The organism is Burkholderia sp. PvR073 (genome assembly GCF_054055695.1).
Genome location: NZ_JBSRXO010000002.1, coordinates 368582 through 382464, shown reverse-complemented (window position 1 = coordinate 382464; position 13883 = coordinate 368582). Strand labels below are relative to the sequence as shown.

Genomic DNA, 13883 nt, shown 5'->3' with positions numbered 1-13883 from the left:
ACGCTTACCGGGTGAGCTTCGCGAGGATTTCCGCCTTCGCGCGCGAATAGTCTTCTTCGGTCACGAGACCCTTGTCGAGCAGGGCCTTCAACTGCTCGAGGCGCTGCACGTAGTCGGTCCCTTCGGACGGTGCGGCCGGTGCGGCCGGCTGCGCGGCCGCAACCGGTGCCGCGGCGGGCGCGGGCGGCGCTGCTTGCGCCGCGTGCGCGGCGCCCGCGATCTGGCCGGCCATCGCCTGGCCGATCACCGCGCCGGCCGCGAGCCCCGCGCCGACTCCCGCGATGCCGCCCGGGTTCTGCGCGGCCAGCGGGATCGCCTGCGCGGTCTGGTATTGCGTCGCGCGGGCGAGATCGCCGGCCATCCCCGCGCCGATCCGCAGGTCGAGCGCCTTCTGCAGCTCGGCCGGCAGCGACACGCTTTCGACCGCGAACGCATCGAGCGCGAGACCGTAGCGCGTGAATACCGGCACCAGCGCCTCGGCGACCCGTTGCGACAGCAGCGTCTGGTTCGCGGCCATGTCGACGAACGGCACGTCGGCCGAGCCGAACGTCGTGCTCATCGCGGTGACGACCAGGTTGCGCAGCTGCTGTTCGAGATCGTCGACCGTGTACTGCGCGCGCGTGCCGCTCACCTCGCGGTGGAACGCGGCCGCATCGACGATCCGGTACGAGTAGATGCCGAACGCGCGCAGCTGCACGAAGCCGAATTCGCGATCGCGGATCGTCACCGGCTGCGCGGTGCCCCAGCGCCGGCCGAGCTGCAGCCGGGTGCTGAAGAAGTAGACGTCCGACTTGAAAGGCGACTGAAAGAACTTGTCCCAGTTCTTCAGGTAGGTGAGCACCGGCAGCGTGCGCGTTTCCAGCTTGTACAGCCCGGGCTGGAACACGTCGGCGACCTTGCCTTCGTTGACGAAGATCGCGACCTGCGTTTCGCGCACGGTCAGCTGGCCGCCGTACTGGATCTCCTGGTCTTCCATCGGATAGCGCCAGGCCAGCACGCCGTCGGTGTCTTCCGTCCATTGCAGGACGTCGATGAACTGCTTGCGGATAAACGAACCCAGACTCATGTTGGTCTCCTCGAACGCGTGGCGCGTCAGGTCAGGCAGGCGGCATTGATGATGCCGACGACGAGCGACGCGGTGCCCATCAGGCCGCCCATCGCGACGTTGCGATCTTCGATCGCATGGTTCATGCCGGAAATCAGGCGGGTCAGCACCGCATAGGTGACGAGCTGCACGGCCATCGCGCCGATGGCCCACAGCACGACTTCGCCGAGTGTCGAATTGTGCGCGATGCTGGAGGCGAGCGTCAGGCAGAAGCCGATCAGCGCGCCGCCGAACGACAGCGTCGCGGCCGGATTGCCGTCGCGGATCAGTGCCAGTTCGTCGAACGGGGTGACCTTCAGGTACACTGCCGCGAACACAAAAAGCAGCACGAACGCCGACAGTAAATGGACCGCATAAAGATAGGCACTATTCATTCTTTTCCTCGGATTTTGTGCTCGCTTCGCCGCCCCCTCTCCGGTCGGCCCATGGCGCGCCGCCCCGCGCCCGGCCGCCCCACGGATGGCCGCGCCAGTATATCCACATTGACGAACACTGCACAACGGACGCGCCATGCTGCATAAGCGCGCGCTCGTCCTGTCGATCCTCGTGCTCGCGTCGTGCGGGCTCGGCTACGAACTGATCAGCAGCGCGCTGGCGAGCTACCTGCTCGGCGATTCGATCCTGCAGTTCTCGTCGGTGATCGGCTGCTACCTGTTCGCGATGGGGATCGGCTCGTGGCTCGCGAAGTTCGTCGAGGACGACGACGTGCTCGACCGCTTCGTCGACATCGAGCTGCTCGTCGGCCTGCTCGGCGGCGTGTCGGCCGCGCTGCTGTTCGCGGTGTTCGGCTGGCTCGCCGCGCCGTTTCGCGCGGCGCTCTACGCGCTCGTGCTCGCGCTCGGCCTGCTGATCGGGATGGAGATCCCGCTCGTGATGCGTGCGTTCCAGCAGCGCCGCCAGGCGTTCCGCCATACCGTCAGCGAGGTGCTGACCTTCGACTATCTCGGCTCGCTCGCCGTGTCGCTGATCTTCCCGCTCGTGCTCGCGCCGCGTCTCGGCCTGTTGCGCACGAGCTTCCTGTTCGGGCTGCTCAACGCATTCGTCGCGCTGTGGACCACGCACCTGTTCCGCGACGAGATCCGCAACGTGCGCGGCAAGCTGATGCGCGCCTCGCTCGTGATCGGGCTGCTCGTCGCCGGCTTCGCGCTGTCGGACCGCATCACGCACTGGGCCGAACACGGCGTGTACGGCGACGAGACGGTCTATTCGGAAACGACGCCGTATCAGCGCATCGTGCTCACGCAGTGGCACGACGACGTGCGGCTCTACCTGAACGGCAACCTGCAGTTCTCGTCGCGCGACGAGCATCGCTATCACGAGGCGCTGATCCATCCGACGATCGAAGCGCTGCCGTGGGCGAAGCGCGTGCTCGTGCTCGGCGGCGGCGACGGCCTCGCGGTGCGCGAACTGCTCAAGCACCGCAACCTCGAACAGATCACGCTCGTCGATCTCGATCCGGCGATGACGAAGCTGTTCTCGACCTCCGTGCCGCTCGTGAAGCTGAACCAGGGTTCGCTGAAGGACCCGCGCGTGCAGGTGATCAACGCCGACGCGGTGCGCTGGCTCGAAGCGAGCGCCGACGTGTACGACGCGATCGTCGTCGACTTCCCCGACCCGACCAACTTCGGGCTCGGCCGGCTGTATTCGGTGCCGGTGTTCCGGCTGCTCGCGCGCCACCTGTCGGAGAACGGCTATGCGGTGATCCAGTCGACGTCGCCGTATTTCGCGCCGCACGCGTACTGGACGATCGTCGCGACGCTGCACGAAGCCGGGCTCAACACGTGGCCGTACCACTGCTACGTGCCGTCGTTCGGCGACTGGGGTTTCGTGATCGCCGGCAAGCGCCGCGACTTCACCGTGCCGACGCGCTATTCGGTGCCGACGCGCTGGCTCGACGCGCAGACGGCCGTCGAGATGTTCCACTTCCCGGCCGACATGCCGGCGCGGCCGATGTCGCCGAACGAACTCAACGACCAGCCGCTCGTGCGCCGCTTCGACGACGACTGGAAGCACGTGCTGCGCTGATGGATCGCCGCACCTTCCTCGTCGCGTCCGCCGCCGCGTCGCTCGCCGCGTGCGGCCGCACCGGCTGGATCGAGACGACGCCGCGCGTCGGCTACCCCGGCATGCGCGAAGGCCATGCGCTGCGCGACCACGCGGCGCTGCCGCCGCCGTCCGGCACGATCGAGACCGACGTCGCGATTCTCGGCGCCGGCGCGGCCGGCCTGTCGTGCGCGTGGCAGCTCGCGCGCGCCGGTCACACGCGCTTCGTCGTGCTCGCGGGCCCGGAATTCGGCGGCAATGCGGCCGGCGGCCGCTTCGGCGAGCTCGGCTATCCGAAAGGCGCGCACTACCTGCCGCTGCCGTCGCTCGAATCCGCGCATCTGCGCGACATGCTCGCCGATCTCGGCGTGATCGAGTCGGCGCCGTTCTCCGCGCAACCCGTGTACGACGAGCGCGTGCTCGTGCACGCGCCCGACGAACGGCTGTTCATCCGCGGCGAGTGGCAGGACGGCATCGTGCCGGCGACCGGCCTCGACGCCGACGCCCTCGCACAGCAAACGCGCTTTTTCGCGTACACGGACGGCCTGCGCACCGCGCGCGGCGCGGACGGCCGCAAGGTGTTCTGCATCCCGATCGCGGAATCGTCACGCGACGCGCGCTGGCGTGCGCTCGACCGGCGCTCGTTCAAACAGTGGCTGCTCGACGAGGGTTACACCGCGAGCGCGCTGCACTGGTACCTGAACTACTGCTGCCGCGACGACTACGGCGCGGGCTACGAGCACGTGTCGGCGTGGGCCGGGCTCCACTATTTCTCGGCACGCGGCGGCCACGCGCGCAACGCGAGCGACGGCGCGGTGCTGACCTGGCCCGACGGGCTGCATGCGATGGTGACGAAGCTGAGCGATTCGATCACCGCGCGCACCGGTTCGAACGCGTGGTCGCGGGACGGCTTCGCCGTGCGCGCGACCGAGCGCGCGGGCGGCGTCGACGTGCTGTGCGCGCGCATCGCCGACGACGGTACGCTGTCGACCTTCACGCTGAAGGCGCGGCGCGTCGTCAGCGCGATGCCGCTGTTCGTCGCGGCGCGCGTGTTTCCGCAGCTTCACGCGTACGGCTTCGATCCCGCGCGCGACCTGCCGCCGCGCGCGCCGTGGCTCGTGTCCAACTTCCTGCTCGACGGGATGCCGGCCGAGGAAACCGGCGTGCCGCTCGCGTGGGACAACGTCGTCTACGACGGCGCGGGGCTCGGCTATGTCGTGTCGACGCACCAGCTGATCCGGATGTCGCCGCCGACGCGCTCGGTGTTCTCCGCCTACCAGGCGTTGAGCACGCGCACGCCGGACGACACGCGCCGCTGGCTCGCGCAGGCGAAGCCCGACGCGCTGCGCGAGCAGGCGGCGATCGACCTGCAGGCCGTGTACGGACGCGAGCTGTGGAAGCATGCGAGCGCGCTGGAAATCACCGTGCGCGGTCACGCGATGGCGACACCCGACGTGGGCTTCCTGAGCCGGCCGGGGCTGCTCGCGCTGCGCGAGGCCGACGGCCCCGTCGTGTTCGCGCATGCGGACCTGTCCGGGCTGTCGCTGTTCGAGGAAGCGTCGTACTGGGGCATGCTCGCGGCCCGGCGCGTGCTCGCCTGAGCGCCGGCTGCCGGCGCACGCGGCGGTGCTCATTCCGTCATTGCGGCGCCGCCGGCAACCGCTATAATCGCGCGACATTCCGACTGCATTGAGCAGGCCGACGGTGCGCGCTATTCGCCGCGCCGCATGCCCTCCTCGACAACAACAATGACACACCGAACCGTTCGACGCCTTCGCCCGTTCGCTCGCGCCGCCGCGCGCCTGCTCGCGTGCGCCCCGCTGCTGGCCGCGCCGCCGGCGCTGCATGCGGCCTATGCCGCCAGCCCGGACGCGCAGCCCGCGTCCGGCCGCTACATCGTCGTCGACACCGGCCATACGCCGGCCCATCCGGGTGCAACCGGCGCGAGCGGCCGCGTCGAATACCGGTACAACCTCGACCTGTCCACCGCCGTCGCCGAGAAGCTCGCCACGCACGGCGATCGCGTGCTGCGCACGTCGGCCGACGGCCGCGAGATCACGCTCGACCAGCGTTCGACGCAGGCGCCCGACGCGAACCTGTTCGTGTCGATCCATCACGATTCGATGCAGCAGCAATTCATCGACGCGGGGCGGCAACGCGAATTCCGCGGTTTCGCCGTGTTCGTGTCGGAGCGCAATCCGCACTATGCGGAAAGCCTGCGTTGCGCGAAGTCGATCGCCGAGCGGCTGATCGCGGCCGGCGAACGGCCGTCGCTGTATCACGCGCAGCCGATCAAGGGCGAGAACCGTCCGCTGATCGATCCGCAACTCGGCATCCATCGCTTCGACGATCTCGTCGTGCTGCGCACCGCGCCGATTCCGGCCGTGCTGGTCGAGGCGGGCGTGATCGTCAATCCCGACGAGGAAAAGCGTCTCGCGCAGCGCGAGACGATCCAGCGTCTCGCCACCGCGATCGCGGGCGGGATCGATGCGTGTACGGCGGCCAGGTAGCGGCTGGCGCCGGTCGATTTCAACGGTTTTCACCCAGAGGAGCCCCACCATGAAGAAAAAGAATCTGCTTGCATCCTTTGCGCTGCTCGCGCTTGCCGTTCCGTTCGCCGCGCATGCGGCCGGCTGCGGGAAACCGCGCAGCGCGTTTGATCAGGTGTACTGCAGCAGCAACGAGTTCTCGCAGCTCGACCGCGAACTGAACGATCAGTACGGCCGCGTGCGCAAGCACCTGAGCGGCGACCAGCAGGCGAAGCTGAAGACGAGCCAGCTCGCGTGGATGAAGCAGCGCGACGACCGCTGCAGCGAAACGCGCGACGACGGCTACCTCGTGAACCTCCAGTGCGCGATCGACGCGACGCAATCGCGCCTGTCGTTCCTGCGCGAACGCGAGCGCGAATGCTCGAGCACGGGGTGCGTGACGGCGAAGCTCGGGGAGTAAGCGCTGCGCGGGTGTCGTGCCGTGAATCGCTTCGTGGCGCGGCACCCGCTATCCCGCCATATTCGTTGCGGAGTACGCATGGCACCGAATACGACGATCGACATCCGCGCCGCCACGTCCGCCGACGCGCCGATCATCGCCGACATCCACGTCGCATCGTGGCAAGCGACCTACCCGGGCATCATGCCTGCGCCATTCCTCGCCGCTCTGTCGGTCGAACAGCGCACCGCCGCCTGGCGCAATGCGCTCGATTCGGGGCGGCCGCGTGTCGCGCTCGCCTTCACGGAAGACAAGCCATCGGGCTGGATCGCCTATGGCCCGACACGCGACGCCGACAAGGACGCCACCTGGGGCGAGGTCGAAGCGATCTACCTGCATCCCTCGCATTGCGGACAGGGAATCGGCGCCGCGCTGATCGCTCACGCGTGCCGATCGCTGCATGACGCCGGCCATGGATGGGTGTCGCTGTGGGTGCTGGTCGAAAATCGTCGCGCGAAGGCGTTCTACGAACGCGAGGGCTTCGTCGCCGAGCGCGACATCAAGACGTTCGAGATCGACGGCGTGCCGATCGAAGATGTCCGCTACTGGCGTGCGCTACCGTAGCCGGGCCATGCCTCCCGTGCCGCCCTCCCCGTAACGCCCCGCATACCTTCGGTCCATTTTCCCCCGCTTTCGACGCCGATATCGTGCTTGTGTCCACTCCCATCGCGGACACATCCAGACCGACCGATATCGAACCGGAGGCACATCATGCAATACGCATATCGTGGTGAAGACAACGCCCACGCGGGCAAACCCGGCCGCACGCCGGCGGACGTCAAGGCAGCAGGCGGTTTCACGCCGTGGCGGGCGAAGACCGTCGACGAAGCGAGAAGCAACCTCGTGACGCTCGTCACGGCCGGCACGCTCGCGCAACAGGCGCAAAGCTGGTGCATGTACAAGAACAAGGAGAACGGCTGGTTCTTCAGCACCGGCACGGACGTGCAAACGGCCTACGACCACTACGACTTCTTCTATCGTCTCGCGATCGACGGCCTGAACAAAGTCGACTGGAGCGTGATGAAAGCCAACGTCAAGGGCATGAGCCTCTACCTGAACGGAACGTCGGTCGACGACTCGACGCTGATCGCCGTCGTCTGGTCGGTACGCCCGACCGAACTGCTGATCATGACGCCGGTCCCAACGGCGTCCATCGACGTGAAAGACGGCAATCGCTGGAACCCGCTGTCCGCGTATTGAGCGCATTCGATCGCAACGACGCGACGCGCGCCGATCGCGCGTGACCCGCTGCGGGGTCACGCGTCATGCGCTCACAGAAACCACCGATACTCCCGCGCACCGATCTCGTTGCGAAAATCCAGCTCCTCCTGCCGCTTGTTCTCGCAATACACCATCGCGAACTCGCTGCCGAGCCCGTCGCGCACCGCCGCGTGATCCTGCATCGCCGCGACGGCCGACAGCATCTCCTTCGGAAAATCGATCCCGCTGCCGCGATCGTCGTTGAGCGGCGCGATCGGCTCGATCCGTGCGTCGAGTCCGTGCTCCATCCCGGCCAGGATCGCCGCGAGCACGAGGTACGGATTCGCGTCCGCGCTCGCGAGCCGATGCTCGATGCGCAGATTGCGCGCATCCGATTCCGGAATCCTGATGCACGCGTCGCGATCCTCGAAGCCCCAGCTTGCACGGCTCGCCGCGTTCACCATCGATCCGTAGCGGCGGAACGCATTGTGATTCGGCGCGAACACCGGCATGCAGTGCGGCAGCAGCGCGAGGCAGCCCGCCACCGCATGCAGCAGCGGCCGCTGCCCGTCCGCAGCGAGCAGGTTGCGGCCCGCATCGTCGTACAGGCTCACGTGCACATGCATGCCGCTGCCCGGCGCATGCAGGTACGGCTTGCCCATGAAGCTCGCGCGATAGCCGTGCTGCAACGCGACGCCGCGCGTGCTGCGGCAGAACAGCGCCGACCAGTCGGCCGCGCGCAACGCATCGTCGGTATGGCCGAAGTTGATCTCGAACTGGCCGGGCCCGAGCTCGGCCGTGATCACCGTCGCGTCCACACCCTGCTCGCACGCCGCCTCCACCATCTCGTGCAGCACGTCGGAAAACCGCGACAGGCGTTCGATGTGCATGTTCGGCTGATCGTCGCGATCGTCGCTCAGGCGGTCGCGCGGATACTGCGGCATCCCGTCCGCGAGCTGCGCGGCAAACAGATAGAACTCGAGTTCGAACGCGACGACCGGCCGGATGCCGCGCGCCGTGAAGCGCCGCAGCACGCGCGCAAGCACCTCGCGCGGCTCGAACTCGATCGGCGCATCGGTGCCGTCGGAGCTGATCAGCATCTGCGCGAGCGGCTGCCGCTCCCAGCGCACCGGCTTCAGCGTGCCGGGAATCAGGCGGCGCGGCGCGTCGGGGTCGCCGTCGTTGAAGCAGTAATCGCCGATCTTGTAGAGGCCGCCCTGCGTGCCGAGCAGCACGCAGTTCTGCGGCAGCTTCAGCAGCGCACCGGCCGCGACCTTTTCGAGCGCATCGATCGGATAGCGCTTGCCGTAGAAGTGGCCCGGCAGGTCGAGGCAGATCAGGTCGACATAACGGATCTCGGGATGCGCCTGCCGGAATGCGCGGACTTCATCGACCAGCACGGGAACGACGTCAGCCATGTCTCATCCTTTCCATGTCTTGTATGGCGGTGCCGCATCGCGGCGAACCGGACCCATCGGCATGCGGCACTTACATGCCCGATGTCGATCAGTACTGCAAATCGGTGGCACGGCGTGACGGCGCGTCACGCCGCCGCGCCGACGACTCAGGTGAACACCCAGATCACGCGCGTCAGCGTGTCGCCCAGGTTCGCGTAACGAAACCGCTGGTGCGCGGGCAACTGGAACGCGTCGTTCGGGCCGAGCGTGACGGGCGTGTCGTCGCCGTCGATCCAGATCGTCAGCTCGCCTTCGAGCACGAAGCCGCCCTGCTCGTCGCTGTCGTCGACGGAGCGCTCGCCACTGTTCGCGCCGGGTGCGAGATGGCTCTCGAGGATCGAGAAGCGCGAACGCATGTTCGGCGACACGAGGATGTCCGTGATGCCGGCCGCGTAATACACGGTGCGCCGCTCGTCGGGCCGCGTGACCCACGGCACGCCGCGCGGCTTGCTCAGGCTGTAGAAATACGTGGTCGGCACGCCGAGCGCCTCGCCGATCGCGGTGAGATCGGCCACCGTCGGGCGCGACAGCCCGCGCTCGACCTGCGACAGAAAGCCGACCGAGCGGCCGATCCGTTCCGCGAGATCGTTGAGCGTGACCTTGCGATGCTTGCGCAGGTCGCGGATCAGGATCGCCAGACTTTCTATCTCTTCCTGTTCGTTCATGTTGGATTTCGGTGCGTCAGACGGTGTCAGACGGTATCGCGCAGACGGTACCAAACCTTGCCGAGCGCTTCCAGCGGCGCGGCGAGGCGGTCGCCGCCGGGAAAGCGCGGGTTGCGGATGCGCTGGTACTGCGCGAGCAGGCGATCGTCGCCGAGCACGGCATCGGCGACCGCGCGGGCACCGGCGAGCGTCGGCAGCACGCCGTGTCCCGAGAAGCCCTGTAGCCAGAAGCGCTGGCCGCGGCGGCCGATGTCCGGCGTGCGTCGCATGCTGATATCGATATGGCCGCCCCACGCGTAGTCGAGCGGCACGCCGCTCAGTTGCGGAAACACGCGTTCGAGGTGCGGGCGCGTCGCCGCCGCGATGTCGGCAGGTATACCGCCGAGATACGTGCAGCCGCCGCCGAACAGCAGGCGGTTGTCGGGGCTCAGGCGAAAGTAGTCGGGCACGAACTGGTTGTCGATCACGCAACTGTTACGCGGCAGCAGCGAGCGTGCGACGTCCGGCGCGAGCGGCGCGGTCGCGACCTGATAGGTGCCGACCGGCAGCAGCCGGCGCGACAGCTCCGAATCGAGCCGGTCGACGTACGCGTTGCACGCGAGCACGAGCACGTCCGCGCGCACTTCGCCGTGCGCGGTGCGAGCAACGTGGCCGCCGGCCGTCTCGCGATAATCGAGCACGCGGCTTTGCTCGAAGATGCGGCCGCCGGCCCGTTCGATCGTCTGCGCGAGACCGAGCGCGAGCTTCAGCGGATTCAGATGGCCGGCCTCGGGATCGTAAAGCGCGGCGAGATAGCGCGCGCTGCCGATCCACTCGGGCATCTCGTCCTGCCCGATCACGCGCAGCCGGTCGTAGCCCCAGCGCTGTGCCGCTTCATCGCGGGCCTGCGCGAGCATCGCGACGCGCCGCGGGCGCAGCGCGGCCCACAGGCTGCCGGGCCGGTAGTCGATGTCGAAGCCGTGACGTGCGGGCAGTTCGCGCACTTCGGCCGCGGCCCAGCGCATGCTGTCCCACAGCACGCGCGCGCCATCGCGGCCGAGCGAGTCCTCGAGCGGCTGCATGTCGCACGACCAGCCGAGCAATGCCTGACCGCCGTTGCGGCCCGATGCTGCCCACGCGACGCGGCTCGCTTCGAGCACGACCACGCGCTTGCCCGCGAGCGCGAGGCGCAACGCCGTGTGCAGCCCGCTGAAGCCCGCGCCGACGACCAGCACGTCGGCGTCGATGCGTTCGTCCAGTTCGGGACGCAGCGGGATCGGCGCCGGGTAGGTGCCGGCGTAGTAGCTTGCGACGTGACGGTCGGACTGCACGAACATGCGGACTCCCGTGAAATTTTCGCCGGTTAATTTCATGAAAAATTAGCACGGCAATTTCACGGAGGCAAGGGGGATTGCGCGGCGAGGCGAACTGGCAATACAGCCCGACGAACTAAAGTTGCGCGCTTTTAAGGCAATCTCGGCGCTATCCAACAATATGCAGAGATGATGCAACTTGCCTGTTCCATATCCTTTAGCGACTGTCGTGACGAGCGTATCGAGTTCGCGCCGCGCGCTATCCTGCCAAAGCTCAACCGGGAGCAAAAGCGCGCTTTCCAACGCGCCTTCGGCATCAGGATTCCGTCCCAAAAATCTGCTGTAAGCGTCCAGGGCATCGGTGCACTCGTACACCAGCTCCTGTAGCTTGTTTCTCGGGCCGGTCGCGGCTGTAAGATCGGGCAACGACCTTCCCTTCCCCATTGCGCCGGTTGATTCACCGCTTGTGAACGATTGAATCAAGCACGAAGCTGGTCGTCATATTTTGCACACCGTCCATCGCACTGATCGTCGCCCAGATATCGCTGATGCGCTCGTGCGTGGGCGCCTCTATCTGCACCAGCAAATCGACCTCGCCGCTGAGCACCGCGCAATCGCGCACCTCGGCGATCCGCTCGAGTGCGGCAAGCACGTCCGCGCCCCGCATCCGATCCTTGCGGTAAACGAGCATGACGGCGCGCACCGGCACGACATCGTCGGGCAATGCGAGTCGCACCGTATAGCCTGCAATGATGTTCAGCGCTTCGAGCCGGTCGATCCGGTTTCGAACCGCCTGCCTGGACAAACCGATCCTGTCGGCCAGCACCGCGAGCGGAACCCGCGCATCCGCGGACAACGCGTCGATGATCTTCTGGTCCAGGCTGTCGATCTTCATTCCCCGAACCCGGGGTGCAGGGCGCCGCGTGCATCGACCGCGTCGCGCAATGCCGCGATGTGGCCGGGACCGATTCCGCAGCACCCACCGACGATCTGCGCGCCCAGCGCAAGCCACTGCTCCGCCCATCTTGCATAGCCGGGTGGATCGATGTCGCCGCGCAAACCGTGGAGTTCCTCGTTAGCGCGCGCATCGGCGCGCTGAGGCGGAAACGCGTTCGCATAGGCGCCGACCGCGAGCGGCGTTCCCATTTGCGCGAGCGTGCGCTGCACCATCTCGATCGCCGCACCCATCGACTCCGGCTGGCTGCAGTTGAACAGCAGCGCAGTTGCGCCCGCGGACACGGCAGCGTCGATCGCTTCGTTGAGCGCCTGCCCCGATCGCAGTACCGGCGTGGCGCCTGGCTCGACGTCGTCGCGCAGCGTGAACGAGACCCACAGCGGTTTCGGATTGTCACCGAGCGCTCGCCTGACCGCGCCGATTTCGTCGGTCAGGCTCTGCGTCTCGGCCAGCCACAAGTCGACGTAGGAATCGAGCCCATCGACGAGTGTCGCCAAGATGGCATCGGCGCGCGCCGCATCGAACAGGTCGGGTCGGTAGGAGCCGCCCGTCGGCGGAAGCGATCCGGCGACGCGCACGGGCCGCCCCGCACGGTCCGCCGCTTGCCGCGCGAGTTGCCCGGCAAGGGACGCGAGCGCGACGCCGTCACGACGGAACCGCTCCTCGCCGATATGGAACGGTACGACCGCATAGCTGTTCGCGGTGATCACATCGGCGCCCGCCGCAACGAACGCGTCGTGTGCGAGACCGACGTAATGCGGCGCTTCCATCAGCGCGAGCGCCGACCACTCCGGCTGCCTGAACGGCGCTCCGATCCGCGCCAGTTCGCGCCCCATGCCGCCGTCGAGTACTGTGATGTCATGCATAGTCTGTGCTCCATGGTTGCAATCCGTGCATCAAGTGCCCGAATCGATTCAAAAGTCGGCGCAACGCACACGGCATCCATCGATGCGTAAGCGCCGATCCGAGTCAGATCTGCTCCAGCGCCTGCGCGATATCGCATTTCAGATCGTCGATGTGCTCGATGCCGACCGAATAGCGGATGAAATTGAGCGGAATGTCGGCTGCACGCATTTGCTCCGCCGACATCGTGCCCGCCCACATGGACGCCGTGTGGATCGCGAGCGAATCGACGCCGCCGAGATTGCCTGCATTCATCGGCAAGCGCAGCGCCTCGACAAAGCGTTGCGCTTCGCCATAGCCTCCGCGCACGCCGAACGCCACCACGCCGCCGAAACCGCGCATCTGCCGGCATGCGAGCCCATGCTGGGGATGGCTGCGCAGGCCCGGATAGAACACGCGCTCGATCTTCGCGTGAGCTTCCAGGAATTCGGCGAGCGCCTGAGCGTTCGCATTGATCCGCTCGACGCGCATCGGCAGCGTGCGCAGCCCTCGCAGCAGCAGCCACGCGTCCATCGGCGACAGCACCGAGCCAAGCGTGATGTGCGTATGCCAGATCTGCTCGGCGAGTACGCGGCTCGTGCAGATCACGCCGCCCGTCAGGTCATGATGGCCGCCGAGATACTTGGTCGCGCTATGCACGACGATGTCGACACCGAGCCGGTGCGGCTGCTGGTTGACCGGCGACGCGAACGTGTTGTCCGCGAGCGTCAGGATGCCGCGGGCTCTTGCGATTTCAGTCACCGCCCCGATGTCGGTCACGAGCAGCAGCGGATTGACCGGCGACTCGAGCACGATCAGCCGTGTGTTCGGCCGGATCGCGCGATCGAACGCGGCCACGTCGGTCTGGTCGACGAACGTCACCTCGACGCCGAACCGGCGCAGCATGTCGTCGAGCATCTTCGTGGTGCTCATGTAATGACGGGTCTGGCCGACGACGTGATCGCCGGCCTTCACGACACTGAGGATCGCGGTTGCGATCGCGCCCATTCCGGATGCCGTAACGAGCGCGGTCTCGGTGCCCTCGAGCTCCGCCATGATCGCCTTCACGCGCTCGTGAACCGGATTGCCGTAGCGGGTGTAGTTGCGCGGATGCTGCGCCACGCTCGACATCTCCGCGAATTCCTCGCTGCCGGCTGCCTTGAATACCGCCGAATAGTGGATCGCCGGCGCGACCGACTTCTCGTCGGTCACGTCGCGGTCCGCAGCGAGAGCCAGCGTTTCAAGCTTGTATCCCATGTCGTCCTCGGATCGTTCGTTGTGTCGCATTCATGCGGC

Annotated in this window: 15 protein-coding genes; 6 read left to right on the top strand and 9 right to left on the bottom strand. The window is 67.2% G+C overall.

The window, feature by feature from the left end; genetic code table 11:
* Nucleotides 1-4: 4 nt before the first annotated feature.
* Together ACVK00_RS08865 and ACVK00_RS08860 are read right to left on the bottom strand one after the other, a co-directional pair.
* Nucleotides 5-1066 carry an SPFH domain-containing protein gene (locus ACVK00_RS08865; protein ID WP_284895399.1) on the bottom strand — a complete coding sequence of 354 codons (1062 nt, stop codon included), beginning with the start codon at nucleotides 1064-1066 and terminating at the stop codon, nucleotides 5-7.
* 26 nt (nucleotides 1067-1092) lie between these two features.
* Nucleotides 1093-1479 (bottom strand): DUF350 domain-containing protein, encoded by a 387-nt coding sequence (locus ACVK00_RS08860; protein WP_011659258.1) that lies wholly within the window; start codon nucleotides 1477-1479, stop codon nucleotides 1093-1095.
* A 136-nt stretch (nucleotides 1480-1615) separates the two neighbouring features.
* On the opposite strand from ACVK00_RS08860, the gene ACVK00_RS08855 reads away from it, so the two are divergent.
* The 6 genes from ACVK00_RS08855 to ACVK00_RS08830 all read left to right on the top strand — a co-directional run bounded on the left by ACVK00_RS08855 (nucleotide 1616) and on the right by ACVK00_RS08830 (nucleotide 7336).
* Nucleotides 1616-3130: a polyamine aminopropyltransferase gene (locus tag ACVK00_RS08855; RefSeq protein WP_284895400.1), complete on the top strand. Its 1515-nt coding sequence runs from the start codon at nucleotides 1616-1618 to the stop codon at nucleotides 3128-3130.
* Nucleotides 3130-4749, top strand: coding sequence for an FAD-dependent oxidoreductase (locus ACVK00_RS08850; RefSeq protein ID WP_284895401.1), 1620 nt, complete (start codon nucleotides 3130-3132; stop codon nucleotides 4747-4749). Before ACVK00_RS08855 ends, ACVK00_RS08850 begins: the two co-directional genes overlap by 1 nt.
* A 147-nt stretch (nucleotides 4750-4896) precedes the next feature.
* Complete coding sequence (locus tag ACVK00_RS08845; RefSeq protein WP_284895402.1) at nucleotides 4897-5658, top strand: N-acetylmuramoyl-L-alanine amidase family protein; 762 nt, start codon at nucleotides 4897-4899, stop codon at nucleotides 5656-5658.
* Nucleotides 5659-5707: 49 nt separating this feature from the next.
* Nucleotides 5708-6097, top strand: coding sequence for a lysozyme inhibitor LprI family protein (locus tag ACVK00_RS08840; RefSeq protein WP_006751380.1), 390 nt, complete (start codon nucleotides 5708-5710; stop codon nucleotides 6095-6097).
* A 78-nt stretch (nucleotides 6098-6175) separates the two neighbouring features.
* Entirely contained in the window at nucleotides 6176-6700 is a 525-nt protein-coding gene (locus ACVK00_RS08835; RefSeq protein ID WP_284895403.1) for a GNAT family N-acetyltransferase, read from the top strand.
* 147 nt (nucleotides 6701-6847) lie between these two features.
* Nucleotides 6848-7336 carry a hypothetical protein gene (locus ACVK00_RS08830; protein WP_284895404.1) on the top strand — a complete coding sequence of 163 codons (489 nt, stop codon included), beginning with the start codon at nucleotides 6848-6850 and terminating at the stop codon, nucleotides 7334-7336.
* Nucleotides 7337-7407: 71 nt separating this feature from the next.
* Here ACVK00_RS08830 and ACVK00_RS08825 read toward each other — a convergent pair whose 3' ends face one another.
* The 7 genes from ACVK00_RS08825 to ACVK00_RS08795 form a co-directional block, all read right to left on the bottom strand.
* Complete coding sequence (locus tag ACVK00_RS08825; protein WP_354123270.1) at nucleotides 7408-8754, bottom strand: glutamine synthetase family protein; 1347 nt, start codon at nucleotides 8752-8754, stop codon at nucleotides 7408-7410.
* Between the two features lie 146 nt (nucleotides 8755-8900).
* Nucleotides 8901-9458: a helix-turn-helix domain-containing protein gene (locus ACVK00_RS08820; protein WP_175707319.1), complete on the bottom strand. Its 558-nt coding sequence runs from the start codon at nucleotides 9456-9458 to the stop codon at nucleotides 8901-8903.
* A gap of 26 nt (nucleotides 9459-9484) precedes the next feature.
* The gene (locus tag ACVK00_RS08815) at nucleotides 9485-10774 is read right to left on the bottom strand and encodes an NAD(P)/FAD-dependent oxidoreductase (protein ID WP_284895406.1); all 1290 of its coding nucleotides are present in this window, start codon (nucleotides 10772-10774) and stop codon (nucleotides 9485-9487) included.
* A gap of 42 nt (nucleotides 10775-10816) precedes the next feature.
* The gene (locus ACVK00_RS08810) at nucleotides 10817-11176 is read right to left on the bottom strand and encodes a hypothetical protein (protein WP_284895407.1); all 360 of its coding nucleotides are present in this window, start codon (nucleotides 11174-11176) and stop codon (nucleotides 10817-10819) included.
* Nucleotides 11177-11207: 31 nt separating this feature from the next.
* On the bottom strand, nucleotides 11208-11645 hold the full coding sequence (locus ACVK00_RS08805) for an Lrp/AsnC family transcriptional regulator (RefSeq protein ID WP_011659267.1): 438 nt from the start codon (nucleotides 11643-11645) through the stop codon (nucleotides 11208-11210).
* Nucleotides 11642-12571 carry a homocysteine S-methyltransferase family protein gene (locus tag ACVK00_RS08800; protein WP_126225770.1) on the bottom strand — a complete coding sequence of 310 codons (930 nt, stop codon included), beginning with the start codon at nucleotides 12569-12571 and terminating at the stop codon, nucleotides 11642-11644. The genes ACVK00_RS08805 and ACVK00_RS08800 overlap by 4 nt, the downstream gene beginning before the upstream one ends.
* Nucleotides 12572-12674: 103 nt before the next feature.
* Entirely contained in the window at nucleotides 12675-13844 is a 1170-nt protein-coding gene (locus ACVK00_RS08795; RefSeq protein ID WP_011659269.1) for a trans-sulfuration enzyme family protein, read from the bottom strand.
* Between the last annotated feature and the right edge of the window lie 39 nt (nucleotides 13845-13883).